The sequence below is a fragment of the Hyphomonas atlantica corrig. genome, from assembly GCF_017795365.1.
GTDB lineage: Bacteria > Pseudomonadota > Alphaproteobacteria > Caulobacterales > Hyphomonadaceae > Hyphomonas > Hyphomonas atlantica.
This window is the reverse complement of record NZ_CP051254.1, coordinates 3381014-3404130: the sequence shown is the minus strand read 5'-3', so window position 1 is coordinate 3404130 and position 23117 is coordinate 3381014. Positions and strand designations below refer to the sequence as shown.

Genomic DNA, 23117 nt, shown 5'->3' with positions numbered 1-23117 from the left:
GCCCCGCTCGCGTGAACGCCTGACCCAGCGGAAATGTTTTTTATTTTGTTCAACGCTCAATGCGCGTTACACTTTACGGAGGAAACGCCTCGGAGGAAAACAAATGGCTCTCGATAGCGCTGCCGGTTCCGGCATGAGTTCAATTCTTAGCCGCCAGAAAGCCGCGCACATTCGCGATGGCATTCCGAGCGCTGCGAAGCGGATCGAGTGGATCGACAAATCCATCGACTTGCTCGTTACCCACGGCGATGCGCTGGCAGAAGCGATGCGCGAGGATTTCGGACACCGGTCTGTCGATCAATCGGCGCTGACGGATATTGCCGGGTCTATTGGTGCGCTCAAATTCTCGAAGAAGAATCTCGCCAAATGGATGAAGCCGGAAAAGCGCAAGGTGGAGTTCCCGCTCGGCCTGCTTGGCTCCAAAGCCTATATCCAGTACCAGCCCAAGGGTGTGATCGGGGTGATCAGTCCCTGGAATTTCCCGGTTAACCTGACCTTTGCGCCGCTAGCCGGCGTATTCGCGGCGGGTAACCGCGCAATGATCAAGCCGTCAGAGTTCATTGAAGCGACCTCTGAATTGATGAAGTCGCTCCTTGCGCAGTATTATGATGAGGAGGAAGTTGCGGTCGTAACCGGCGGGCCTGAAATTGGCGCGGAATTTTCCAAGCTCGCTTTCGACCACATGATCTTCACCGGCGCGACCTCTATAGCGCACCACGTCATGCGCGCAGCGGCGGACAATCTCGTGCCACTGACGTTGGAACTTGGCGGCAAGAGCCCAGTTGTACTTGGCCGGTCTGCGGATATGCAGAAGGCCGCCAGCCGTATCATGGCGGGCAAGACGCTGAATGCCGGTCAAATCTGTCTGGCACCGGACTATGCCTTTGTGCCTCAGGAAAAAACCAAGGAATTCGTGGGCGCAGCGACCAAGGCTGTCGAAACGATGTTTCCAACCGGTCTGAAAGATAATGACGATTATACGTCCGTTGTGAACCAACGTCATTATGACCGGATCATGTCCTATATCGAGGAAGCCCGCGACAAGGGCGCTGAGGTGATAGAAATCAATCCGACTGGGGAGAATTTCTCCCAGCAGCCGCATCACAAGATCCCGCCGCACATCATTGTTGACCCAAGCGATGATCTGAAAGTGATGCAGGATGAGATCTTCGGACCTATCCTGCCGATCAAGTCCTACGGCGAAACGAAAGATGCGGTGAACTACATCAACTCACATGACCGTCCGCTAGGCCTCTACTATTTTGGCGAGGATGCCAGCGAAAAAGACTTTGTGCTGAATAATACGACCTCTGGCGGCGTGACTGTGAATGACGTGATTTTCCATGTCGCGCAGGAAGACCTGCCTTTTGGTGGCGTCGGACCATCCGGTATGGGCAGCTATCATGGTCTCGATGGCTTCATGGAGTTCAGCCACAAGAAGGCCGTCTACACGCAGACCGGCAGTGAGATGCTGGCCATGATGCGCCCCCCCTATGGCGACAAGTTCCGGGGCCAGGTCAAAGGCCGTATCAAGCGTTAGACGTCTACGAAACGACAAAAGAAAAGCCCGTCAGGAAAGACTGACGGGCTTTTTTCCGTGCGGTATTCCGGCTCTACCGCTTCAGGAAGGCCGGGATATCGTCGCCAAAGCCTTTGACGCGATCGGGCGCAGGCTCCAGGATCAAATCATCATCCTTGCGCTTGCGATCTTTTTCGCGCTTTGGCTTTGAGGCGCGCTCACGCTTTGGTTTGTCCTCTGAGCGCTCTTCTTTCTTGCGCTCCGGTTTCGGTTCGGACTTGGCCTTTTCTTCAGTGGCTTCTGTCGGAGCAACCTCTTCAACGCGATCGGTGTTTTCATCGCGGCGGCGACTGCGCGAACGGTCGCCGCGAGGTTTGTCATCGCGTCCACCGCGACGATTGCGGCCCCGGCCACGACTTTCTTCCGGTGGCAGGTTTTCGATCTCTTCGAGCAGGCCTTCCGGCATGAACTCTTCGACGTCCTGCTGGATCATCTTCAGGACGAAGCCCCACGATTTTGTATCATCCGGGGAGACGAGCGTGTACGCCTCACCCTTGCGTCCAGCGCGGCCTGTGCGACCGATGCGGTGCACATAGTCTTCGTCTTTTGGCGGTGGAGCATAGTTGAAGACGTGGGAGACATCCGGAATGTCCAGTCCCCGCGCGGCTACGTCTGAACCGACCAGCAGTTTCAATTCGCCATCACGGAATTTCTGAAGCACTTCGCTACGTACCGCCTGCGGCAGGTCGCCATGAATGGCGGCGGCGTCGTGACCATGCTTGGAGAGCGATGCAGCCACGATGTCCACTTCGACCTTGCGGTTGCAGAAGACAATGCCGTTGTTCACGTCACAAGTCTCAATCACGCGGCGCAGCGCAGTTCGCTTCGCCTTCGCGCTATCATTAGGAAGTTTGACTACGTACTGTTTGATCGTCTCGGCTGTTTGTGCCGGACGGGACACTTCGATCTTTTTTGGGTCTTTCTGGAATTTCTTTGCAAGGCCGGCGATTTCTGGCGGCATCGTTGCGGAGAAAAGCAGGGTCTGGCGGCGTGGAGGGAGCAGAGCGCAGATTTTTTCGATGTCTGGAATGAAGCCCATGTCCAGCATGCGGTCGGCTTCATCAATGATCAGGTAATCGACGCCCATGAGAAGCAGCTTACCGCGCTCGAACTGGTCGATCAGGCGGCCCGGTGTCGCGATCAGAACGTCAACGCCGCGCTGGAGCAGGGCTTCCTGTTCCTTGAAGCTGACGCCACCAATCAGAAGTGCCATGCTGAGCTTGAGGTATTTGCCGTATTTTTCGAATTGCTCCGCCACCTGAGCGGCCAGTTCGCGGGTCGGGCAAAGGATCAGGCAGCGCGGCATACGTGCACGGGCGCGACCGCGGGCGAGGCGGTGGATCATCGGCAGCACGAAGGCTGCGGTCTTGCCGGTGCCGGTCTGCGCTACGCCGGTAACGTCGCCGCCGCCAATCACATGCGGGATGGCTTCAGCCTGAATTGGGGTAGGGTGCGTGTAGCCGGATTCGGTAACGGCTTTGAGAATGTTGGGGCCGAGGCCAAGGTCGGCAAATGTAACTTCAGTCAATGTGTTCGTTCCTAGAATGGTTTCTAATCTAACCCGGCGGCCTTGATGGCCGCATTTCCCGCGTCCAGCGCCTTAGTGCGCATTCGGCGGGCCGGGCGAATCCATTGCCCGGAGCGTCGTGTTGCGCTGCACATAAGCTAAATTGTGGATAAATGGAAGAGGGCGACGCCAGCGGGGCTTTGCGCGTGGAGAGCATCAATCCCGATAGCGTTTCACGTCGTCGATCAGATCCTGCAGCACGCGCTTCGAGCGCCCCCAGTCAAATGCCTGTCCGGGCACGGTGATGGTCGCCTTCAACAAGGTGCCTTCGCTCTGGCGTTCCAGCGTCACGATCATGTTGCCTTCCCAGGACAGGATGGAAGACGCCATTTTCGTATTCAGGATGCATCCGTCCCCTGCTTCGGAAATATCGACCAAGGGTTGGCTGCGGCTGGCGAGGGAGCAAAGGACGGCTGCGAGGGTCTCGCCAAACGTGTTCCGAAACCCCTGTGACATCTCCCGGTTCATCTTCAGGCCCATGCGCGCGTACATGGGCAGGGCAATGTCCTTGATCGCTCCCAGCGGAATTCCCCCGGCGCCTGCAGCAGCCATGACGGGCTCGGCATATTTGAAGAATTGCTCGGCGGTCATGCCCTGCGGCGTAGCCCCTGTGACCCGAACGATGCGAGCGCGTACGTCAGGGTGATTGACGATCTCTCCAACATTCATGGAGCTGCGCCAGTCTAGGCTTGGGTCAATTGTTTGCGGTGGAATGGATGGCGGTGTGGCGGGCGAAGCATTTGCAGCAGCTTCCGTTCCGCAATGGGCGCAGAAGCGGTGGCCATCCCCGAGCTTCTGTCCGCAATTCGTGCAATACATGGGCGGTCCCCTCGTCCATATGACGAAGGGACCATAGCCCGAATCAGGCGCCCGCGTCAGCGAGATTCTGGTTCACGAAATCCCAGTTGATGAGATTGTTGATGAAGCTGTCCATATAGTTCGGACGGCTGTTCTGGTAGTCGAGATAGTAGGCGTGCTCCCAGACATCCATGGTCAGGACTGGCGTTGCGCCCATATCGGTGACTGGCGTTTCGGCGTTTGGTGTCTTGGTGATGTGCAGTTTGCCATCCTTGTAAACGAGCCAGGCCCAGCCAGAGCCGAACTGGCCACCGCCTGCTGCCTTGAAGTCTTTCACGAACTGGTCGTAGCCGCCGAGATCGCGGTCAATCAGCTCTGCCACTTTGCCGTGCGGTTTGCCGCCGCCAGATGGCTTCATGCAGTGCCAATAAAAGGTGTGGTTCCAGACCTGGGCAGCGTTGTTGAACAGGCCTGCCTTGCCGCTATCAGCAGCGGCGGTCTTGATGATCGATTCCAGAGACTCGTTTTCGAGGTCTGTGCCTTCGATCAGGCCGTTGAGGTTGTTGACATAGGCAGCGTGGTGCTTGCCGTGGTGAAAGTTCAAGGTCTCCTCGGAGATGTGCGGCGCCAGGGCGTCGCGCTCATAAGGGAGATCAGGGAGGGAAAATGCCATTTTGGGCGTCCTTTCTTGCAGCAAAGTATCTGGCCTAATTACGCGTCTTCCCACATATGGGTTGCATGTCAAACCCGACCAACCCTCTTTCGGAAACTCAATGGGCCGCAATCGACAAGCGGATCCTTCGGGCAGACGAGGATCGCTGGATTTCAAGCCGTTATGCCGGGGCAAGTGAACGCCGCGCGCTGATCGCGCTTTATGCGCTGGCCTATGAGCTGGCGCGGGTGCGTCTGGTGGTCACCGAAGAGGGATTGGGACTGATCCGGTTCCAATGGTGGCGCGATGCCGTTTCAGAGATCGAAGCGGGCAAGGTGCGCGAGCACGATGTGGCAAAGGCGCTCAAGGAAGAGATCGACGCAGGGCGTCTGAAGCCGGGTGCGCTGCACAAGCTGATCGATGGCTATCAAGGCGCGTTCGAGGCCGAAGACCGCTCGCTTGAGCCCGAGGCGTGGCTCGCCCTGACGGCGGCAAATGTGCTAACGCCGATACATGACTGGGCCGAGGAGATTCGCGACGTGGCGCCCTATTTTTCTGCCGCGCGCCGTTCGGACTCGAAGGCGTTCGGTCCAATCCTTACGCCTGCACCGAAGCCCATCCGGCCCGCGATTGCGCACTTTCGCCTGCGTAAATTCTACATCGAAGGCAAGACACCGAACCCGCTTCAAAAGCGCCTTAGCGTTCTGCAGGCAATCCGCAGCGGGAAGGTTTAGCGCGCCTAAGTACCGCGCGTATCTCCGTAGAGATGGATGTGCAGGCGGTCGGTGAAATTGTAGCCGGCCTTGAGACAAGCCTCCGCCAACCAGCGTTCGCGCGACCGCAATTCTTGCGGCGTCCGGCCTTCCGGCATCAGCCAGACTCGCGCGGGTGGCATGCCGGAACTTGAAACCAATTCATGGACTTCTTCGAGGTCTGATGGGTCAGCGACGACAATCTTGAAATTCGCACGCGGGTCAGCGGCATAGAAGGCCAGCACGTCCGGTTTCAGGCGGATGGCGGCCGCGTTGCCGGAATGGGCAAGTTTGGGAGAAACGTTGAACTGATCAATCAGCTCTGCCGCGAGCCCGGCCGGTTTGATCGACCCATTTGTTTCAATCTCGATGTAGAAGTCTGGATCCGTCGCCTTCAACCGTTGGATCAGCACACCCAAGTCGCGCTGCTGCAGCAGAGGTTCGCCGCCAGTAAAGATGATGCGACGACAGGACTGCTCGATCAGGCGCGCAACAAGCGTTTCAACGGATACATCGACCGTTTCGGCGGCGCGATCAAACTTCCGCGGTGCACCGAGCGCGTCATCACGATGAACAAACTCCGTTCCCTGAAAATTCCAGGTATAGGCCGTATCGCACCAGGCACAGTGAAGGTTGCACTGGGAGAAGCGCACAAACACGCTCGGCTTGCCAGCCGAGACACCCTCGCCCTGCAGCGAAAGAAATATTTCGGGCACGCCGGGGTCGGTAACGGCCAGCCTCATGCGCAGTCCTCCGAGACAAGCGCCGCGCCGAGCGTGCTGGGCGAGACGTAGCCGCTGTCGTGCTGGAAAGGCAGCGGCGCGCCGGTCTTCAGGGCGGAGAGGACACTGCCAAAATCTGTCGCCGGGCGGAAGCCGAGGTCTTGTTCCGTGCGGGAGGCATCATACACCCGCCCGATTGTGTCCGGCAGTATCCAGCCACGCGCCGCATAGAGCGCGTCCGCCTCCGGGAAGTAGTGCCGGATGACGGCGGCGGCATCGCGCTTCAGTCCGGCGCAGTCGGATCGCTGGAAGGGCGTCGGCGCGGACGCGATATAGACGCCGAAACCGATCTCCGGGGCCTTCTCCAGCGCGGCAATATGGGCATCGGCGGCATCCTCCACCGTCAGGCGGCGATGAAGGAACTCGTTTGCCTTCAGATTATCGGCGGGCGGGTGGTCATGCGTGTCGTCATCTTCAGGGAAGAAGCGGGAGGTGCGCAGCACGATCACGCCCATGCCGGTCTCGCCTTGCATCTGGCGGCAAAGATTCTCGGCGGCCAGTTTGGTGACAGCATAGATGTTGCGCGGTTGCAGCGGGGCGTGGGCCTCGTCGAGCCAGATGGCGTGGTCCGACACCTCATCGCGGATGGCCTGCGAGATCATCAGCGACGTTGTGGACGTCATCACGAACCGGTCATGCCCCGCCGCGACGGCGGCTTCGAGCAGGTTCAGCGTGCCGGTGACATTGGTGTCTATGAAGGCCTGCGCGGGGAAGCGGGAAATGTCCGGCTTGTGCAGGGCGCCCGCATGGATGACGGATTCGATGCTGTGATCCGCGAAGACGCGGTCGACCGTGGTGCGGCTGGCGACGCTGCCGATCACCTGCGTGTGCGGGCCGGGGGCGACGTCGAGGCCCGTGACCTCATGGCCGAGCGCGGCAAGGCGCGGGGCAAGATGGCGGCCCAGCCAGCCGGTCGATCCGGTCAGCAGGACTCTCATGCTTTGCCTTCGGCGTTGCGGTAAGGCTCCGGATCAAATTCGAAGCCGTTGATCGCCGCCGCGTCTTTGAGGCAACCGAGGCAGATCATGCGGCAGGTGTCGGCGCTGATTTCGAGCCATTCCTCATCGGTCGCGTTCCAGCAGGAATCGCAGAATGCTTGGATGCCGCCTTCCTCGTCAAAATCCCAATTGAAACCTCGAGGCGTTTTTGTTCGGAGTGTTTCGAGAATGTGCGAACAGACAAAGGTCGCCTCATTGGGTCCATGTTTGTCGCACTCGATCATTGTCACGTGAGCGTTCCTGTCGCTTCAAGCAAGTCGGATTGTTTCGTGAGCCAGGCATCGAAATCGCTGAGCGCGCGGGCGGCCATGGCGCGTTTCTTGGCGCGGCCTTTGTCCTTGCCACGCAGGCGTTTGCCATCTGGCCCATGTTTCGGAAATTCGGTGATGTCAGGAAACAGGCCGAAATTCACGTTCATTGGCTGGAAAGTCGCCTTGCCTTCGAGGTGTCCGCCCGTGATGTGGCGGATCAGGGAGCCAAGCGCAGTCGTTTCCGGCGGCGGTGCCAAGGGGCGGCCAAGGCGCTCAGCCGCCGCAAACCGGCCTGCCAGCAATCCCATGCCAGCGCTTTCGACATAGCCTTCAACCCCGGTGACCTGACCAGCGAAGCGAAGCCGTGGGAGGGACTTCATGCGCAGTTGTTCATCCAGCAGCTTTGGTGAGTTCAGGAAGGTGTTGCGGTGAATGCCGCCAAGGCGCGCGAACTCTGCTTTTTCAAGTCCGGGGATCATGCGGAAGATTTCGGTTTGTGCGCCATATTTCAGCTTGGTCTGGAAGCCGACCATGTTCCAGAGCGTACCGTGGGCATTGTCCTGACGCAGTTGCACAATGGCGTGCGCCTTGATGTCTGGCTGGTGGGGATTGGTCAGGCCGACAGGTTTCATCGGGCCATAGCGTAGCGTTTCGCGCCCCCGCTCCGCCATGACTTCGATGGGCAGGCAGCCTTCAAAATATGGCGTGTTCTTTTCCCATTCCTTGAACTCGGTCTTTTCGCCAGAGATCAGTGCGTCGATGAAGGCGTTGTACTGGCCTTCATCCAACGGGCAGTTGATGTAAGCGGCCGTGTCGCCTCCCGGGCCGGGCTTGTCATAGCGGCTCTGGCGCCACGCCTTGGTCATGTCGATGGAGTCAAAATAGACAATCGGTGCAATCGCATCGAAAAAGGCGAGATCGTCTTCGCCTGTGTGCGCATGGATGGCCTCGGCCAGCTTCAGCGAGGTCAGCGGTCCTGTCGCGACAATGACGCTGTCCCAGTCTTCCGGCGGAATGCCATCAATCTCTTCGCGCACGATGGTGACGTTCGGATGCGCTTCCAGCTTGGCGGTGACCGCTTCGGCGAAGCCCTCCCGGTCAACGGCCAGTGCGCTGCCCGCAGGTACCTGATGGTCGTGCGCGGTGTGCATGATCAGCCCGTTCGCGCGGCGCATCTCTTCGTGCAACACGCCGACAGCGTTGGATTCATGATCATCCGAGCGGAAGGAGTTCGAACAGACGAGTTCGGCCAGCTTGTCGGTCTGGTGGGCATCGGTGCCTTTGACACCGCGCATTTCGTGCAGGATGACGGGAACGCCAGCATTTGCCGCCTGCCAGGCCGCTTCGGAACCGGCCATGCCGCCGCCAATGATATGAATAGGTTTGATGCTCATGCGCGGGATGTGCGGGGCAAGCGCGGCGGCGTCAAGATGGCGGTTGCCGTGATTCCCCGTGGCGAGGGCGCGGAGAGGCGTGTAAGGAGTCTGATATGACACGTGAACTCTCGATTCCCGCGCTCGTCTCTGAGGCTTGGTCACTGGCTGCCAAAGCTGCACGGCCCAGCCTGGTCATCATGCTGGCCTTGATCGTAGCGGGCGGGATCTACACGTTCGCCATCGGGCCGGGGTCTGCAATGGGCGATGCAGCGCCGGCGATCGCCGCGCTGGTCGTATTTTTCGTCGGCGTGGAGTTTTCGCTGGTCGTCTATCGCGCGATGCTGAAGACGCGGACGGGCGACAGGTTGCGACTGGCGCATGCCAATTTGTCGATTTATGTCGCCTTCCTGTTTGTCGGTGTCTTCATTGGTTTCTTCCTGTTGATCCTGCCCGGAATTCTGCTCAAGGCCTCGGGCCGGGTGGATGTAGATGCGGAGACGCCGCCGGAAGTGGTGCAGGCCGCGCTGGTGGACATGTTGCCGACGGCCTATGGCGCCGTGCTGATCCTCGCCTGTCTGGCGGGCGCGGCGGTGTTGTTCTTCATGGCGCTCAGGCTTTTGCTCGTCGGATCAGCCACGGTTGCGACCGGGCAGACCCTTGTGTTTCGCACCTGGCCCTGGACGAAAGGGCATGCGCTGAAACTCGCTGTCGCCGGAATTGCTACGCACATCGTGCCGTTCTCTGTTGCGCTGGCGGCGAACTGGGCATTGCGGGATGTGTGGGGGGACGGCGCTGTTGGCTCATTCCTGTCAGGTGCGGTCGGAATGGCTCTGCTGGTGCCATTCCTGTTGTCAGGTCATGGGCTGGCGGTGGCGGCGCTGTCCAAATTACACCCCGATATCAAAACCCACGAGTGATTGCGCCTGTCATATAAATCGCCCTATCGTGCGACCGGAATGGTCGTTCAGGGGGGTATGACACCTTATGCAAAGCCGGTTTTCGTTTGATGGGGCGCTTATGTTCGCGTTCCGTGCGCCGCATGTGCGGAGCTTTCCGTGGATCTTTTCGGCGGCGTTCGCAGGCGTGTTCACTGCGTTCTTGTTGCTCATCATGCTGCTCGCCAGCGGAGATGCGAGGGAAGTGATTTCCGCATTCGAGGCGCTGGATCAGGCTGGATTTGACGATGACGACCCGCGGGTCTTGATCTCTCTGGTTCTGGGCGCGTTCGAGCCGCTCATCGGCTGGGGCGTGTTCGCCATGCTGGGCAGTTGGGTCATCTGGGCAGTATTCGAATCGGCATCGCAGCGTCGCTATATTCGGGATGAGGGCTTTTCGCTCGGTTTTGGCGGCGATGAATTACGCATGATGGGCGTCGGTTTCTGCTGGGCCGTGTTGCAAGCCGTCTTTACCCTGTTGCCCCTTTTCATGATCTTTGGATCAATCATGGGCATCTTTGATCTGATCGATTCCGGTGCATCGGAAGACGAGATTGCGAGAAGCATCATAGGCCCGATCTTTGGTGCGCTGGGCGTCTGGTTCCTGCTCTTTCTTGTCTACATCTTTTTCGCGACCCGCCTGGCACCATGTTTTGCGCTGACCATCAAGGACCGTGAGTTCCGGTTCCTTGATGCGTGGAACGTGTCGCGTGGACGGTTTTGGCCGATCCTTGGAGCCTATGTGATTATCACGATCGTGGGCGGCATCGTGGTCAGCATCGCAGAGCAAATACTCGAGTTTGGCCTGATCGGCGTGCTGACGCCTGCGTTGGGTGATGCCGAGACGGGCGAGGATTTTCTGCGCGCTTTCATGAGCGGAGGCGTTCTGGTCGTGTTGGCGGTTTACTTCCTGATCCGCCTCTTCCTGTCTGGCCTATTGATGCACGTGGCAGGCGGGCCAGCAGCGCTGGCCGCGCGGCACGACCCACGCGGGGGTGTCGACGACGCATTGCAGGCAGACGTATTCAATTAGCGGGTGGGCGAGCTGATGAACCGATTGGAATTCTCGTTTGGAAATGCCGTGGGGCATTTTCAGAAAACCGGCGGGCCGAAAGGCTTTCTGTGGAAGTTCGCACTGACTTATGCCCTTTTCGCCATCATTGTTCAGGGGCTGAGCCTCTATCTGATGGCCCCAATCTATGCGGCGGCGTTCAATCCCATCGTGATGGAAGACCCAGACGTGATGGACCAGATCATGCTGGAAAACATGGGGCGGGTACTTCTTGGATACCTCGTCTCGTTCGTGTTCGGCATCCTGATGTGGGTTCTGTTCGAAGCGGCCAGCCAACGGCGGTATATGCGTGCCGAAGGGTTTGGCTTGAAGCTCGGTGGCGACGAGGGGCGGCTATTCGTGGTAGGCCTGTTCTGGCTGGGCCTGATAATCGTGCTCTACATCGTCATGTTCCTGCTGATGATTGTGCCGATTACGATTGGCGCGGTCCTGGGCAGTGACGGCGCGATCATAGCGGGGCTTCTGACTTTCGTTCTGTTCATCGCGTATTTTGTGGCGGCGATCTGGATCGTGGTGCGCTTCTCTCCTGCGGGCGCGATGACGATCCGCGATCGCAAGATCCGTTTCGGCAGCGCCTGGCGTGTCACAAAGGGTAAAGTCTGGACACTGATCGGCAGCTGGCTTGTTCTCGCGCTGATCATGATGGCAATCATCATGGCGCTGTATTTGGTTTTTGCGGTAATGGCGATGCTGGCGCTGATGCCTGCCTTCCAGAGCGGTTCGGATGATCCAGCGGTTGTGTTGGCGGCGTTCGCCTCACCGGCGTTTATCATTCCGGCGATCATCTTCGGTCTGGTCTACTTGGCATTCGCAGGCGGCATGATGCATGTCTTCGGCGGCCCCGCAGCACTGGCTGCGAAGACCGATCCGAATTGGGCAGATCCAAACGCGATGGATGACACGTTCGCCTAAAGGCGGCGTAAACTTACTTGGCAGGGCTCGGCGTACGCGGTTTCCGCTTGGCCGGGCTCTTTGCTTTCGCGGCTGGCTTGGCAGGCGTTTTGGTCGTCGCCTTCTTTGGCTTTGCGGCAGGTTTTGCTTTTGACTTTGCGGTGGGCGCTTCGGCGGCACGCAGGCGCTTGTTGCGGGCGGCGCGACGTTCATCCTGACGACGGAATGTCTCGGCCAAATGTTTGCCGGTCCAGCTGCGCTCGCAAGCGGCAATGTCTTCTGGCGTGCCCGAGGCGACGAGTTCACCACCGCCATCACCACCTTCCGGACCAAGGTCCAGCACCCAGTCGGCGGTCTTCACCACATCCAGATTGTGCTCAATGACGACAACCGTGTTGCCGGTGTCGACGAGCGAGTGCAGGACTTCCAGCAGCTTGCGTACGTCCTCGAAATGCAGGCCCGTCGTCGGTTCGTCGAGGATGTAGAGCGTCTTGCCCGTTGCCCGTTTGGACAATTCCTTGGCGAGTTTCACGCGCTGAGCCTCACCGCCTGATAGCGTGGTGGCCTGCTGGCCAACCTTCACATAGCCGAGCCCAACCTGGTTGAGCGTTTCGAGCTTTGTCGCAATGGCAGGCACGGCAGAGAAGAATTTGGCGGCGTCTTCGACTGTCATGTCAAGCACGTCGGCGATGGACTTGCCCTTGAACAAGACTTCCAGCGTCTCGCGATTATAGCGTTTGCCTTTGCAGGTTTCGCACGTGACATACACGTCCGGCAGGAAGTGCATCTCGATCTTGATGACGCCGTCGCCCTGGCACGCTTCGCAGCGACCGCCCTTTACGTTGAAGCTGAATCGTCCGGGTGCATAACCACGCGCCTTGGCTTCCGGCAGGCCCGCGAACCAATCACGGATCGGGCCGAAGGCGCCGGTATAGGTGGCCGGGTTCGAACGCGGTGTGCGGCCGATCGGGCTCTGGTCAATGTCGATGACCTTGTCGAGGTGTTGCAACCCGTCAAGGCTTTCATAGGGCTGGGGTGGGCTGGAGGCGCCATTCAGCTTGCGGGCCAGCGCCTTGTAGAGTGTTTCGATGATGAGCGTCGACTTGCCGCCGCCGGATACGCCGGTGATGCAGGTGAAGCTGCCAAGTGGGATAGTGGCGGTGACATTCTTCAGATTGTTCCCGGTTGCGCCTTTCAGCGTAACCTTGCGCTTTGCCTTTTCGACCGGGCGGCGCGTCGGGATCGGGATTTCCTTTGTGCCGTTCAGATAATCAGCCGTCAGACTCTTCTCGTCTGCCATGACTTCATCCGGCGTACCCTGAGCAATGATCTGCCCGCCATGCACACCCGCCGCTGGGCCCATGTCGATGACATGGTCGGCGGTGAGAATAGCGTCCTCATCATGCTCCACAACGATCACGGAGTTTCCAAGATCACGCAGGCGTTTCAGTGTTTCCAGCAAGCGATCATTGTCGCGCTGATGCAGGCCAATGCTCGGCTCATCCAGAACATAGAGCACGCCGGTCAGGCCGGAGCCAATCTGGCTGGCGAGGCGGATGCGCTGGCTTTCACCGCCGGACAGCGTGCCCGAAGCGCGGCTGAGCGTCAGGTATTCGAGGCCGACATCATTGAGGAAGTCGAGCCGGTCATTGATCTCTTTCAGGATGCGCCCGGCAATTTCATTCTGTTGCTTGGTCAGCGTCTTGTAGACAGATGCGAACCATTCATGTGCCTGTTTGATGGAAAAGACCGAGGTGTCGGAAATGTCGAGACCGTTGATCTTTACCGCCAGCGCTTCGGGCTTCAGGCGTTTGCCACCACAGGCCGGGCAGGGTGCAGCCGCCTGGAATTTGGCGATCTCGTCGCGCACCCATTGGCTGTCGGTTTCGCGATAGCGGCGTTCAAGGTTTGGAATGACGCCCTCGAACGTTTTCTTCACCTCATAGCGGCGCATGCCATCATCATAGACGAAGTTGACCTCTTCCTCGCCTGTTCCGAACAGGATCATCTGGTGGATGTCATCCGGTAGTTTGTTCCAGGGCTTCTTGAGGTCAAACCGGTAGTGCGCCGACAGGGCCTGCAGCGTCTGCGTCTGGTAGGGTGAAGTCGATTTTGCCCAGGGCGCGATCGCGCCATTCAGCAGGTCAAGATCCTTGTCCGGAACAACCAGGCCGACATCCACTTTCAGCTGTTCGCCAAGACCATCGCACGTCGGGCAGGCGCCAAAGGGATTGTTGAAAGAGAACAGGCGCGGTTCGATTTCCGGGATGGTGAATCCGGACACCGGGCAGGCAAAATTGGCGCTGTAGGTAATGCGCTTCGGTTCGGTCTCGCCCTCTTCCAGATCGGCATATTCACCGATGGCAATACCATTGGCGAGACCGATGGCAGTTTCAAAACTCTCTGCGAGGCGCTGCTCCATGCCTTCGCGCACGACGATACGGTCGACCACGACGTCGATGTCATGCTTGAATTTCTTGTCCAATTTGGGTGGGTTTTCAAGTTCGTGGAATTCGCCATCCACTTTTACCCGCTGATAGCCATTCTTCAGGAGTTCAGCGAATTCCTTGCGATACTCCCCTTTCCGGCCACGGACGATGGGCGCGAGCAAGTACAGTCGCGTGCCTTCCGGCAAGTCCATTGTGCGGTCGACCATCTGGCTGACGGTCTGGCTTTCGATGGGCAGGCCGGTCGCGGGCGAATACGGAACGCCGACGCGCGCCCAGAGCAGGCGCATATAGTCGTAAATCTCTGTCACCGTGCCGACGGTGGAGCGCGGGTTGCGGCTGGTTGTTTTCTGCTCGATGGAGATGGCCGGCGAAAGGCCTTCAATACTCTCGACGTCGGGCTTCTGCATCAATTCCAGGAACTGGCGCGCATAGGCCGACAGGCTCTCCACATAGCGGCGCTGGCCCTCGGCATAGATCGTGTCGAACGCCAGCGAGGATTTGCCCGAGCCGGACAGGCCGGTCATCACGACAAGCTCGCCGCGTGGGATGTCCACGTCGACACTTTTCAGATTGTGTTCCTTGGCGCCGCGCACGCGGATGAAGGGGGACTCGGCCATTTCAGGAGCTCTCTGGCTGGGACAGTGTCTGTTTCGAACGCGAAACAGGCTTAATAGTTGCTAGGTCCTATGTGTGCCTTGAGTCCAGCTTGACGACAAGAACAAAATGTGAACATGCAGCGGTCGCTGCATTTTCATGCCAAAGGCGGGGGAAATCTCACCGTCACGGGCGACAGGCCGCCTTGGGAAGAGTAAAAGCAGATTCGAATCGAAAGCGAAACAGATCGGAGCGGAGTTGGAACCATGGCAGGATCAGTGAACAAGGTCATTCTTGTCGGCAATGTCGGACAGGACCCGGAGGTCCGCCAGTTCCAGAATGGCGGCCAGGTCGCCAGTTTTTCGCTGGCCACATCTGAAACCTGGAAAGATCGCAATACGGGCGAGCGCAAGGAAAAGACCGAGTGGCACCGCATTTCTGTCTTTAGCGAAGGCCTTGTTCGCGTTGTGCAGAATTACATCAAGAAGGGCTCGAAGCTCTATATTGAAGGCCAGCTCGAGACCCGCAAATGGCAGGACAAGGATGGCCAGGACCGCTACACGACGGAAGTCGTGCTGCGCGGCTTCAACTCTACCCTGACCATGCTGGATGGCCGCAATGACAGCGGCGGCGGCCGGTCTGCCGGCAATGATTTCGGCGGCTATCAAGGCCAGAGCGGCGGCGCGCGCCAGATGAGCGGCCCGCAGGAGAGCTTCAGCCAGGATCTGGACGACGAGATCCCGTTCTAGAATGGCGAAGGCAGGCTGGCATCCTGCGTATTTGCTGCTGGCGGCTTTTGCCGTCGTGTTGAGCGCTTGCCAGTCTCCTGTCGTTTCGGCGACGGGCAATCTGGATCACATTCTCGAAAACCAGGCGCTGTCGCCCGATGTCGCGGCGCTGGTGATCTATCGGCTGGAAGACGAGAGGGTTTGGACCAGCAGCGGCGACCGGCCCGCTGAGCGGTTCGTCGCGGCATCGACATCCAAGATTCCGCACACGCTGATTGCGCTGGAGACCGGCGCTGTCAGTGGGCCTGATGAATTGTTTGAGTGGGATGGCGAAGTCCGGTTTGTGCCGGGCTGGAATGAGAGCCAGGATTTCGCGACAGCCTTTCGGCGTTCCACAGTGTGGATTTACCAGACGATCACGCCGCGTATAGGCAGCGCGACACTGGGCGACTGGCTCGCCAAATTTGATTTTGGCAATGCAAATACCGGCGACGCCGACGATATCCAAACCTATTGGCTGAAAGGCCCTCTGGAGATTTCGGCGCACGAACAGATCGGATTTCTGGCAAAGCTGGCCGCGCGAACCCTGCCACTATCCGCAGAAACTTATACTCAGGCCTTGCCGATCATGTTGGAGAAATCCGGTGAAGGCTGGACGCTGTATGGCAAGACCGGCTGGAAGAGTGTGAAGGGTGAGACGGATATTGGCTGGTATGTCGGTTGGCTGGAGCAGACAGCCGGTGAGGCGCCGGGAACTTATGCCTTTGCGCTGAACATGAATATGCGCGGCGACAATCCGCCCCTGCAGAAGCGCCGCGCAGCGGTGCATGAAGCGCTGATTGCGATCGGGGCGCTGGAAGCCCCTGCTGACCCCTAGGAATAGGGCGTTTTCGCCCGTAATTACTGCTATTTTGACCCTGTCGCATTTGTTTCAAGAGCGACGGGATGCTAGAGTCGTTGCTGTATCGGAACAGGTGATTCCCGCCGGTTTCACCCCAGCCAGGACGAATTCTCCATGAGCGACGAAACGACTCCTCCGGACGAGCCGGAAACGCCCGAAAATGGCGGTGAGGGCAGCGCGCCCCTGCCAGACGGCATCGAGCCGATTTCTATCGAATCCGAGCTGAAAAGCTCGTATCTCGACTATGCGATGAGCGTCATTGTCAGCCGTGCGCTGCCCGACGTGCGCGACGGCCTGAAGCCGGTTCACCGCCGTATTCTCTACGCGATGGATGTGGGTGGAAACACGCCGAGCAAGCCCTACAAGAAATCCGCCAACATCGTTGGTGCCGTGATGGGTAACTACCACCCGCACGGTGACTCCGCGATCTACGATGCGCTTGTACGTATGGCGCAGCCCTTCTCCATGGGCGTTACGTTGGTTGATGGTCAGGGCAATTTCGGCTCGATCGACAATGATCCGCCGGCTGCCATGCGTTACACTGAAAGCCGTATGACGAAGGAGGCGACTTACCTGCTCGCCGACATCGACAAGGACACGGTCGATTTCCAGGACAATTATGACGGGTCCCAGCAGGAACCGGTCGTTCTGCCCGCGCAGTTCCCGAACCTTCTGGTCAACGGCGCCGGCGGCATCGCGGTTGGTATGGCGACCAATATCCCGCCGCACAATCTGGGCGAAGTGATCGACGCCACGCTCGCCGTGATCGACGACCCGACGCTGGATGAAGATGCGTTGCTGGAGATCGTGCCGGGACCAGATTTCCCGACCGGTGGCCTGATCATGGGCATGTCCGGCAGCCGCAAGGCGCTGACCACCGGACGCGGCAGCGTCATCATGCGCGCCAAGACGGATATTGAGGAAGCGAAGAATGGCCGTCAGGCCATCATCGTGACCGAGATCCCGTATCAAGTGAACAAGGCGGCGATGATCACCAAGATCGCTGAACTCGTGCGCGAGAAGCGGATCGAGGGTATCGCCGATCTTCGCGACGAATCTGACCGGAACGGTATTCGCGTTGTCGTCGAGCTGAAAAAGGATGCCAGCGCGGAAGTCGTGCTGAACCAGCTCTACCGTTTCAGCCAGATGCAGACGAGCTTTGGCGTGAATATGCTGGCGCTGAATGGTGGCCGGCCAGAGCTGATGAATTTGCGCAAAGTGCTCGATTGCTTTGTCACGTTCCGTCAGGAAGTCGTCGTTCGTCGCACCAAGTTTGAACTGAACAAGGCGCGCGACCGTGCGCACGTTCTTGTCGGCCTTGCCATGGCTGTGGCGAATATCGACGAAGTGATCCGCATCATCCGCTACTCGCCTGATCCGAATTCTGCCCGGGAAGCCTTGCTTGAGAAAGCTTGGCCGATCATGGACATGGGGCCGTTGCTTGACCTGATCGCAGACCGCCGGACTCGCAAGGGTGACGGCGATACGATCTTTCTGTCCGACGAACAGGCCCGTGCGATCCTGGCGCTGCAACTCTCCCGCCTCACCGGCCTCGGTCGCGATGAGATTGGCAACGAAGCCAAGGGACTGTCCGAAAAGATCGAGGACTTCCTGGATATCCTGCGCTCGCGTCAACGCGTGATGGACATCATCAAGGGCGAGCTTTCCGAAGTGAAAGAGAAGTTCGCTGTACCGCGCCGCTCCGAATTTGCCTTCGGTGGCGTCGACATGGAAGACGAAGACCTGATCGAGGTCGAAGACATGGTCGTGACCGTGACGCATGGTGGCTACGTCAAGCGCACCCCGCTCTCGACCTACCGAACCCAGCATCGCGGCGGCAAGGGCCGTTCCGGCATGAACATGAAGGACGAGGATTTCGTCGTGAAAGTGTTCTCTGCCACGACACATACCGAGGTTCTGTTCTTCTCGTCGGCTGGCATGGTCTACAAGGAGAAGGTCTGGCGCCTGCCAATGGGCGGGCCGAACTCTCGCGGCAAGGCGCTGGTGAATATCTTCCCGCTGGCCGCTGATGAGCGCATAGAGAGCGTGATGCCGTTGCCGGAGGATGATGAGTCCCGTAACGAGCTCGACGTCATGTTTGCGACGCGTTCAGGCACCGTCCGCCGCAACAAGTTGCCGGACTTCGTGCGCGTAAACCGGAACGGAAAAATCGCCATGAAGCTCGATGAGGGCGATGGCATTGTGTCGGTGAAGATATGCTCCGAGAAGGATGATATCCTTCTGACCACAGCGCTCGGCCAGTGTATCCGCTTCGCGGTACCGGATGTGCGTGTGTTTGCGGGCCGTAACTCAACTGGTGTTCGCGGCATTCGCCTGGCGGATGGCGATGAGGTCATCTCGATGGGCATTCTGCGGCACATCGACGTTACGTCTGAAGAGGCGCGGGCTTATCTCAAGCACGCCGCCGCCATGCGCCGCGCGGCCACAGGTGAGGAAGAAGAAGTCTCTGACGATGATGACGAGGCCGTGGCAGAGGCCGCGCTGAGTGCCGAGCGTATTGCTGAACTGGGTGCCGCCGAAGAGTTCATCCTGACCATTGCCGATGATGGCATGGGCAAGCGTTCTTCCGCCTATGACTACCGCGTCACCGGACGCGGCGGTAAAGGCCTTGTCGCCCAGAATATCTGGGGCCGCGACAAGAAGCAGGGGCCGGTCAAGAAAGTGGCCCAATCCTTCACGGTGGATGATGGTGATCAGGTCATGCTCGTCACCGATGCCGGCCAGCTGATCCGTACGCCAGTGGACCAGATCCGCATTGCGGGCCGCTCCACAGGTGGTGTCTGGGTTCTGCGCACGGCTGAGGGTGAACGGGTGGTTTCTGTCGCACGGCTTGTGGAAGACGCTGAAACCGCTATGGATGGTCCCGAAGAAGCAGCGGGAGAATAAATCCCGCGCCAGAAACACGAGCCGCTCAAGCGGGAGGACAGCTAGTGCATCGCGTCGGACTATACCCAGGAACCTTCGATCCACCCACCAATGGCCATATCGACATTATCGGTCGGGCCCGGAAACTGGTGGACACGCTGATCATCGGGGTGGCGGTCAATGAGGCGAAGAAGCCGTTGTTCAGCCTGCAGGAACGCGTCGATATGGTGCGTTCCGAGTGCGAGAAGCTGAACGGGCCTGGACTGGCTGAAATCAAGGTTATGCCGATGCATGGCTTGCTCATGAAGTTCGCTGAGGCCTGTGAAGCGCACATCATTGTGCGGGGCCTGCGAGCGGTTCAGGATTTCGAATACGAATTCCAGATGACGGCGATGAACGAGCAACTGAATCCCGACATTGAAACCGTGTTTCTGATGGCCGATGTTAAGCATCAGGCGGTCGCCTCCCGGCTCGTGAAGGAAATCGCGGCCTTGGACGGAGACATCACGCCATTTGTAACGCCCGACGTAAAACGGGCACTTTTGGAGAAGTACCAAAAATGAAGTTTGCCGCTTTTGCGCTCGCCGCTTCCGCCCTCGCCCTGACAGCAACGGCAGAGACTACAGACAGCGCAGCGCCAGCGGACGACACTGCCGTCGCGGCCTATACGGTGGAGCAGGCGAAGGCAGAGCCTGAGAATTGGCGCGCCGTGGACCCGGAGCGCCTGTTCATCTTCAATACGAACAAGGGGCGCATCCTTATCGAGGCTTTTCCGGAAGTTGCGCCAAAGCATTACGAACAGTTCGCGGCAATCGTCCGGTCTGGTGACTATAACGGCACGAAGTTTCATCGCGTGATCGAGGGGTTCATGGCCCAGGGCGGTGACATCCGTGCGATCAATGGCGTGGGCTCTGGCCTGCCGAACATTGAGGCTGAGTTCACCTTCCGTCGAAACCCGGCCGAGATGCCGCTCGATTATCCAATCGGAAACCGGGACGATGCCGATGGCGGCTTTATCAACGGGTTTCCGGTCGCGACCCGGCCACTCTGGCTTGCGCAGGATCTTGGCAACGAGACCATTCAGAGCTGGATTCCGCATTGCCCCGGCGTTGTGTCGACCGCGCGCCTTGGAAATGATGAGAATTCCGGCAACTCCCAATTCTTCCTGATGCGCGGCTATGCGGAACATCTGGATAAGGAATACACGGCCTGGGGCCGCGTGATTGATGGTCAGGATGTGGTCATGTCGATCAAGAAAGGTCCGGACGGAACCGATGGCGTGGTTGCAAAAGACCCGGACACACTGGAATCCACCGCAGTGGCGGCGGATCTGCCAGAGTCCGAGCGACCACAGGCGTGGGTGATGCGCACCGACAGCGACCTGTTCGCCAGCCAGATTACCGAGCCGGGCCGTCCACATGTTTGTGACCTGCCGGCTGTTCCGACGGTTGTGGCCAATTAGGGCAACTACCGAGGCTGGGGCCGATGGACCTTTCACAATTCCAGTTTGACTTGCCGGAAGAGCGGATCGCCTTGCGTCCGGTTGAGCCGCAGGATTCTGCGCGCCTTCTGGTCGTGCACGGAGATGGCAGGCTGGAAGATGCCCATATCCGGGACCTTCCGCGGTTTTTGTCGCCCGGGGATGTCATGGTGTTCAATGATACGCGGGTTTTGCCTGCCGCGTTGAAGGGGGTTCGTCCGGCAAGGGACGAGACGGGGCAGGATGTTGCCTGCGACGTGAATTTGACTGAGCGCATTGACGCCCGCTCATGGCGCGCGCTTGCCCGGCCGGGGCGCCGCTTGAAAGAGGGCGACCGTATTGTTTTTGCTGAAGGATTTTCCGCAGAGATTACCGGCCGCCACGAAGGCGGCGAGATCGGGCTGCTCTTTTCGCTCAGCGGCGATGAGCTGACGGCTGCGCTGGATGCGCACGGGGCCATGCCTCTGCCTCCCTACATCGCGCGTCGTCGCCCTGCAGACGCTAAAGACCGGCAAACCTACCAGACGGAGTTTGCAGGGGATGATGCCGCTTCAGTTGCGGCGCCCACGGCCGGACTGCATTTTACCCCCCGGCTGCTCGAAGAGATCGATACGGCCGGGATCGCGCGAGAGACGGTGCGCTTGCATGTGGGGCTTGGTACGTTCAAGCCGTTAGAGGCGGCGCAGTTGGAAGCCAACCGGTTGCATGAGGAGTGGCGACGCCTGACGCCGGAAGTTGCTGAGCGTCTGAACGCGGCGCGCTCTGGTGGACGGCGCGTTGTGCCGGTCGGTACGACTGCCATGCGCACACTGGAAAGCTGTGCGAATGCAGACGGCATGCTGCGCGCCGCCACGGGGCCAACTGACATTTTCCTGAAGCCGGGCGATGCTGTGCGCGCGACCGATGCTCTTGTAACAAACTTCCATTTGCCTGGATCGAGCCTGTTCATGTTGGTCTGCGCGCTTATGGGAACTGATGTGATGCAGGCCGCTTACGCCCACGCTATCGAAACCGAATACAGGTTTTACTCCTACGGTGATGCGTGTTTGTTGCTGCCATAGAAAAGCCCCCATGCTTGAAGCATGGAGGCCTCACTACTCGAATAATCAAGAATTAGCGAATTCGAACGGTTGCACGCACACCTTTCGGCTCGAACCGTTTTCCATTCTCTTTGTAGCAGAACATGGTGTCGTGGCGGACGCGCTCGCCATCTTCCCACGTGTACTGGAATGATTCGTAGCAATCATATCCGTTATAATCCGCGTACCAGCGGTGGGTACGCCGTACTTCATGGCGGGTGTGCCAATGGCCGGATTCGTAGCCATTATAGACATAGGTTTCATGCCGGTGACGAGGATGCGGATCCGCCGTGCGGACGCCCACACCAAGGTCAACATCGGCATCTACACCCAAGCCGAGCTGGGCGTATGCGGGAGCAGTGGCAAGCGCCGTCGCGAGACCAAACGCCGCAGTAGCGGCGATACATTTGACCGAGTTCAACATGGATCAACTCCTTTCAGCTAGCCAGCAAAACGGCTCGCTGAAGGCGTGGTTCCTGTTGTCCTGAAATGGCCTTATTTCGGTAGTGCGGGCTGTCCGAGTTCATCCCGCGTGCGGATTGCTTTGGCTGCAGTGATGCGAGCGAGCAGGCGGCCTTTGTCGTCTTTCCAGTCAGCTTCGACGAGGCCGGTTGTTCGACCGCGGCTGACGAGGCGACCTTCAATGGTGATCAGGCCGTGACTGACTGGACGCAGGATACGGGTCTGCAATTCCATGGTCGTGAACCACTCGCCCTCTTCCAGAGCGCTGGCCATCGTGATCGAGACGATATGGTCTGAAAACCCGGCAACCCAACCGCCAAAGGCGCGGTTTTCGCTGATGTCGCGGTCGCCGGTGTTTGGCCACTCGTACCGCGTATAGCCATAGTCGAATTCCTTCAGCCAAAGGTCTGGCCGAATGCCGAGATTCTTGAGGCCGATGGGGGGCTGCCAGGATCCGTCCTGCAGATTGCTGAGAAAGGTGCGGGCTTGGGGTGAGAGGGTACGTTCGGTCATGCGAGCCGAGCTCCATTGGGGACTGTGTGGTCGGGTGAGAAGAGGACAATCCTGTCTTTCTCATCCGGGAAGCCGAGGGTGAGGACTTCGGACATGAATTTGCCAATCTGGCGAGGCGGGAAGTTCACCACACCAGCGACTTGCTTGCCGATCAGGTCCTCCGGCACGTAGTGGTCCGTGATCTGTGCAGATGATTTCCTGGTTCCGACGCCGGGGCCAAAATCGATCAGAAGGCGAATAGAGGGTTTGCGTGCGCCTTCGAGCGGGGCAGCTTCGACGATTGTGCCGATACGGATGTCCACCTGTCGGAAAGTGTCAAAGCTGGTCTCTTCGGCGGGGGCCGAGTCCGGGGAATCTGTCAAATGCATGGA

At 59.1% G+C, this 23117-nt stretch carries 22 protein-coding genes; 11 read left to right on the top strand and 11 right to left on the bottom strand.

Going from position 1 to position 23117, the window contains the following annotated elements; all coding sequences use genetic code 11:
• The first annotated feature begins 103 nt into the window (after positions 1 to 103).
• Positions 104 to 1540 carry a coniferyl aldehyde dehydrogenase gene (locus HF931_RS16255; protein ID WP_273241116.1) on the top strand — a complete coding sequence of 479 codons (1437 nt, stop codon included), beginning with the start codon at positions 104 to 106 and terminating at the stop codon, positions 1538 to 1540.
• A 73-nt stretch (positions 1541 to 1613) separates the two neighbouring features.
• Here the strand turns inward: HF931_RS16255 and HF931_RS16250 are convergent, their stop codons facing one another.
• The 3 genes from HF931_RS16250 to HF931_RS16240 form a co-directional block, all read right to left on the bottom strand.
• Complete coding sequence (locus tag HF931_RS16250) at positions 1614 to 3107, bottom strand: DEAD/DEAH box helicase (RefSeq protein WP_273241114.1); 1494 nt, start codon at positions 3105 to 3107, stop codon at positions 1614 to 1616.
• A 195-nt stretch (positions 3108 to 3302) separates the two neighbouring features.
• On the bottom strand, positions 3303 to 3965 hold the full coding sequence (locus HF931_RS16245; protein ID WP_273241112.1) for a zinc ribbon domain-containing protein: 663 nt from the start codon (positions 3963 to 3965) through the stop codon (positions 3303 to 3305).
• 43 nt (positions 3966 to 4008) lie between these two features.
• Entirely contained in the window at positions 4009 to 4617 is a 609-nt protein-coding gene (locus HF931_RS16240) for a superoxide dismutase (RefSeq protein ID WP_035552873.1), read from the bottom strand.
• Positions 4618 to 4682: 65 nt separating this feature from the next.
• Between HF931_RS16240 and HF931_RS16235 the strand changes: the two genes are divergently transcribed.
• Positions 4683 to 5330 carry a squalene/phytoene synthase family protein gene (locus HF931_RS16235; RefSeq protein WP_162175988.1) on the top strand — a complete coding sequence of 216 codons (648 nt, stop codon included), beginning with the start codon at positions 4683 to 4685 and terminating at the stop codon, positions 5328 to 5330.
• 5 nt (positions 5331 to 5335) lie between these two features.
• Here HF931_RS16235 and HF931_RS16230 read toward each other — a convergent pair whose 3' ends face one another.
• From HF931_RS16230 to trmFO, 4 genes are read right to left on the bottom strand one after another with little or no spacing between them, the layout of a single operon-like run.
• Positions 5336 to 6091 carry a 7-carboxy-7-deazaguanine synthase QueE gene (locus HF931_RS16230; protein ID WP_273241110.1) on the bottom strand — a complete coding sequence of 252 codons (756 nt, stop codon included), beginning with the start codon at positions 6089 to 6091 and terminating at the stop codon, positions 5336 to 5338.
• A complete protein-coding gene (locus HF931_RS16225; protein ID WP_273241108.1) occupies positions 6088 to 7068 on the bottom strand; it encodes an NAD-dependent epimerase/dehydratase family protein in 981 nt (326 codons plus the stop codon). Before HF931_RS16225 ends, HF931_RS16230 begins: the two co-directional genes overlap by 4 nt.
• Positions 7065 to 7358 (bottom strand): hypothetical protein, encoded by a 294-nt coding sequence (locus HF931_RS16220; protein ID WP_273241106.1) that lies wholly within the window; start codon positions 7356 to 7358, stop codon positions 7065 to 7067. The genes HF931_RS16225 and HF931_RS16220 overlap by 4 nt, the downstream gene beginning before the upstream one ends.
• Positions 7355 to 8773, bottom strand: coding sequence for a methylenetetrahydrofolate--tRNA-(uracil(54)-C(5))-methyltransferase (FADH(2)-oxidizing) TrmFO (gene trmFO / locus HF931_RS16215; protein WP_276912871.1), 1419 nt, complete (start codon positions 8771 to 8773; stop codon positions 7355 to 7357). The genes HF931_RS16220 and trmFO overlap by 4 nt, the downstream gene beginning before the upstream one ends.
• A gap of 95 nt (positions 8774 to 8868) precedes the next feature.
• Between trmFO and HF931_RS16210 the strand changes: the two genes are divergently transcribed.
• The 3 genes from HF931_RS16210 to HF931_RS16200 all read left to right on the top strand — a co-directional run bounded on the left by HF931_RS16210 (position 8869) and on the right by HF931_RS16200 (position 11674).
• On the top strand, positions 8869 to 9672 hold the full coding sequence (locus HF931_RS16210) for a hypothetical protein (protein ID WP_273241103.1): 804 nt from the start codon (positions 8869 to 8871) through the stop codon (positions 9670 to 9672).
• A gap of 100 nt (positions 9673 to 9772) precedes the next feature.
• Positions 9773 to 10723, top strand: coding sequence for a hypothetical protein (locus HF931_RS16205; protein WP_155841889.1), 951 nt, complete (start codon positions 9773 to 9775; stop codon positions 10721 to 10723).
• 15 nt (positions 10724 to 10738) lie between these two features.
• Positions 10739 to 11674, top strand: a complete 936-nt coding sequence (locus HF931_RS16200; RefSeq protein ID WP_273013977.1) for a hypothetical protein — start codon at positions 10739 to 10741, stop codon at positions 11672 to 11674.
• Between the two features lie 13 nt (positions 11675 to 11687).
• Here the strand turns inward: HF931_RS16200 and uvrA are convergent, their stop codons facing one another.
• Complete coding sequence (gene uvrA, locus HF931_RS16195) at positions 11688 to 14720, bottom strand: excinuclease ABC subunit UvrA (protein WP_273241100.1); 3033 nt, start codon at positions 14718 to 14720, stop codon at positions 11688 to 11690.
• A gap of 243 nt (positions 14721 to 14963) precedes the next feature.
• Here uvrA and ssb point away from each other — a divergent pair, with 243 nt between their 5' ends.
• From ssb to queA, 6 genes are all read left to right on the top strand, one after another.
• Positions 14964 to 15446: a single-stranded DNA-binding protein gene (gene ssb, locus HF931_RS16190; protein ID WP_035552888.1), complete on the top strand. Its 483-nt coding sequence runs from the start codon at positions 14964 to 14966 to the stop codon at positions 15444 to 15446.
• A 1-nt stretch (position 15447) separates the two neighbouring features.
• Positions 15448 to 16302 carry an OXA-1090 family carbapenem-hydrolyzing class D beta-lactamase gene (blaOXA, locus tag HF931_RS16185; protein WP_273241099.1) on the top strand — a complete coding sequence of 285 codons (855 nt, stop codon included), beginning with the start codon at positions 15448 to 15450 and terminating at the stop codon, positions 16300 to 16302.
• 138 nt (positions 16303 to 16440) lie between these two features.
• A complete protein-coding gene (gene gyrA / locus HF931_RS16180; protein WP_035552891.1) occupies positions 16441 to 19233 on the top strand; it encodes a DNA gyrase subunit A in 2793 nt (930 codons plus the stop codon).
• Between the two features lie 44 nt (positions 19234 to 19277).
• Positions 19278 to 19775 carry a pantetheine-phosphate adenylyltransferase gene (gene coaD, locus HF931_RS16175; RefSeq protein ID WP_035552893.1) on the top strand — a complete coding sequence of 166 codons (498 nt, stop codon included), beginning with the start codon at positions 19278 to 19280 and terminating at the stop codon, positions 19773 to 19775.
• Positions 19772 to 20674, top strand: coding sequence for a peptidylprolyl isomerase (locus tag HF931_RS16170; protein ID WP_051602747.1), 903 nt, complete (start codon positions 19772 to 19774; stop codon positions 20672 to 20674). The genes coaD and HF931_RS16170 overlap by 4 nt, the downstream gene beginning before the upstream one ends.
• A gap of 23 nt (positions 20675 to 20697) precedes the next feature.
• Complete coding sequence (gene queA / locus HF931_RS16165) at positions 20698 to 21753, top strand: tRNA preQ1(34) S-adenosylmethionine ribosyltransferase-isomerase QueA (RefSeq protein WP_035552895.1); 1056 nt, start codon at positions 20698 to 20700, stop codon at positions 21751 to 21753.
• 52 nt (positions 21754 to 21805) lie between these two features.
• Here the strand turns inward: queA and HF931_RS16160 are convergent, their stop codons facing one another.
• From HF931_RS16160 to HF931_RS16150, 3 genes are all read right to left on the bottom strand, one after another.
• Positions 21806 to 22195 (bottom strand): hypothetical protein, encoded by a 390-nt coding sequence (locus HF931_RS16160; RefSeq protein WP_035552897.1) that lies wholly within the window; start codon positions 22193 to 22195, stop codon positions 21806 to 21808.
• 71 nt (positions 22196 to 22266) lie between these two features.
• Positions 22267 to 22746: a PaaI family thioesterase gene (locus HF931_RS16155; protein ID WP_035552900.1), complete on the bottom strand. Its 480-nt coding sequence runs from the start codon at positions 22744 to 22746 to the stop codon at positions 22267 to 22269.
• A complete protein-coding gene (locus tag HF931_RS16150) occupies positions 22743 to 23114 on the bottom strand; it encodes a tRNA-binding protein (protein WP_035552903.1) in 372 nt (123 codons plus the stop codon). The genes HF931_RS16155 and HF931_RS16150 overlap by 4 nt, the downstream gene beginning before the upstream one ends.
• Positions 23115 to 23117 lie beyond the last annotated feature (3 nt).

Coding starts and splice junctions, on each gene's coding strand:
- HF931_RS16205 (WP_155841889.1), top strand. CDS start 9,773: ATGTTCGCGTTCCGTGCGCCGCATGTGCGGAGCTTTCCGTGGATCTTT.
- HF931_RS16155 (WP_035552900.1), bottom strand. CDS start 22,746: ATGACCGAACGTACCCTCTCACCCCAAGCCCGCACCTTTCTCAGCAAT.
- blaOXA (WP_273241099.1), top strand. CDS start 15,448: ATGGCGAAGGCAGGCTGGCATCCTGCGTATTTGCTGCTGGCGGCTTTT.
- HF931_RS16160 (WP_035552897.1), bottom strand. CDS start 22,195: ATGTTGAACTCGGTCAAATGTATCGCCGCTACTGCGGCGTTTGGTCTC.
- HF931_RS16240 (WP_035552873.1), bottom strand. CDS start 4,617: ATGGCATTTTCCCTCCCTGATCTCCCTTATGAGCGCGACGCCCTGGCG.
- HF931_RS16150 (WP_035552903.1), bottom strand. CDS start 23,114: ATGCATTTGACAGATTCCCCGGACTCGGCCCCCGCCGAAGAGACCAGC.
- ssb (WP_035552888.1), top strand. CDS start 14,964: ATGGCAGGATCAGTGAACAAGGTCATTCTTGTCGGCAATGTCGGACAG.
- HF931_RS16225 (WP_273241108.1), bottom strand. CDS start 7,068: ATGAGAGTCCTGCTGACCGGATCGACCGGCTGGCTGGGCCGCCATCTT.
- HF931_RS16230 (WP_273241110.1), bottom strand. CDS start 6,091: ATGAGGCTGGCCGTTACCGACCCCGGCGTGCCCGAAATATTTCTTTCG.
- queA (WP_035552895.1), top strand. CDS start 20,698: ATGGACCTTTCACAATTCCAGTTTGACTTGCCGGAAGAGCGGATCGCC.
- HF931_RS16235 (WP_162175988.1), top strand. CDS start 4,683: ATGTCAAACCCGACCAACCCTCTTTCGGAAACTCAATGGGCCGCAATC.
- HF931_RS16200 (WP_273013977.1), top strand. CDS start 10,739: ATGAACCGATTGGAATTCTCGTTTGGAAATGCCGTGGGGCATTTTCAG.
- HF931_RS16210 (WP_273241103.1), top strand. CDS start 8,869: ATGACACGTGAACTCTCGATTCCCGCGCTCGTCTCTGAGGCTTGGTCA.
- trmFO (WP_276912871.1), bottom strand. CDS start 8,773: ATGAGCATCAAACCTATTCATATCATTGGCGGCGGCATGGCCGGTTCC.
- uvrA (WP_273241100.1), bottom strand. CDS start 14,720: ATGGCCGAGTCCCCCTTCATCCGCGTGCGCGGCGCCAAGGAACACAAT.
- HF931_RS16245 (WP_273241112.1), bottom strand. CDS start 3,965: ATGTATTGCACGAATTGCGGACAGAAGCTCGGGGATGGCCACCGCTTC.
- gyrA (WP_035552891.1), top strand. CDS start 16,441: ATGAGCGACGAAACGACTCCTCCGGACGAGCCGGAAACGCCCGAAAAT.
- HF931_RS16170 (WP_051602747.1), top strand. CDS start 19,772: ATGAAGTTTGCCGCTTTTGCGCTCGCCGCTTCCGCCCTCGCCCTGACA.
- HF931_RS16255 (WP_273241116.1), top strand. CDS start 104: ATGGCTCTCGATAGCGCTGCCGGTTCCGGCATGAGTTCAATTCTTAGC.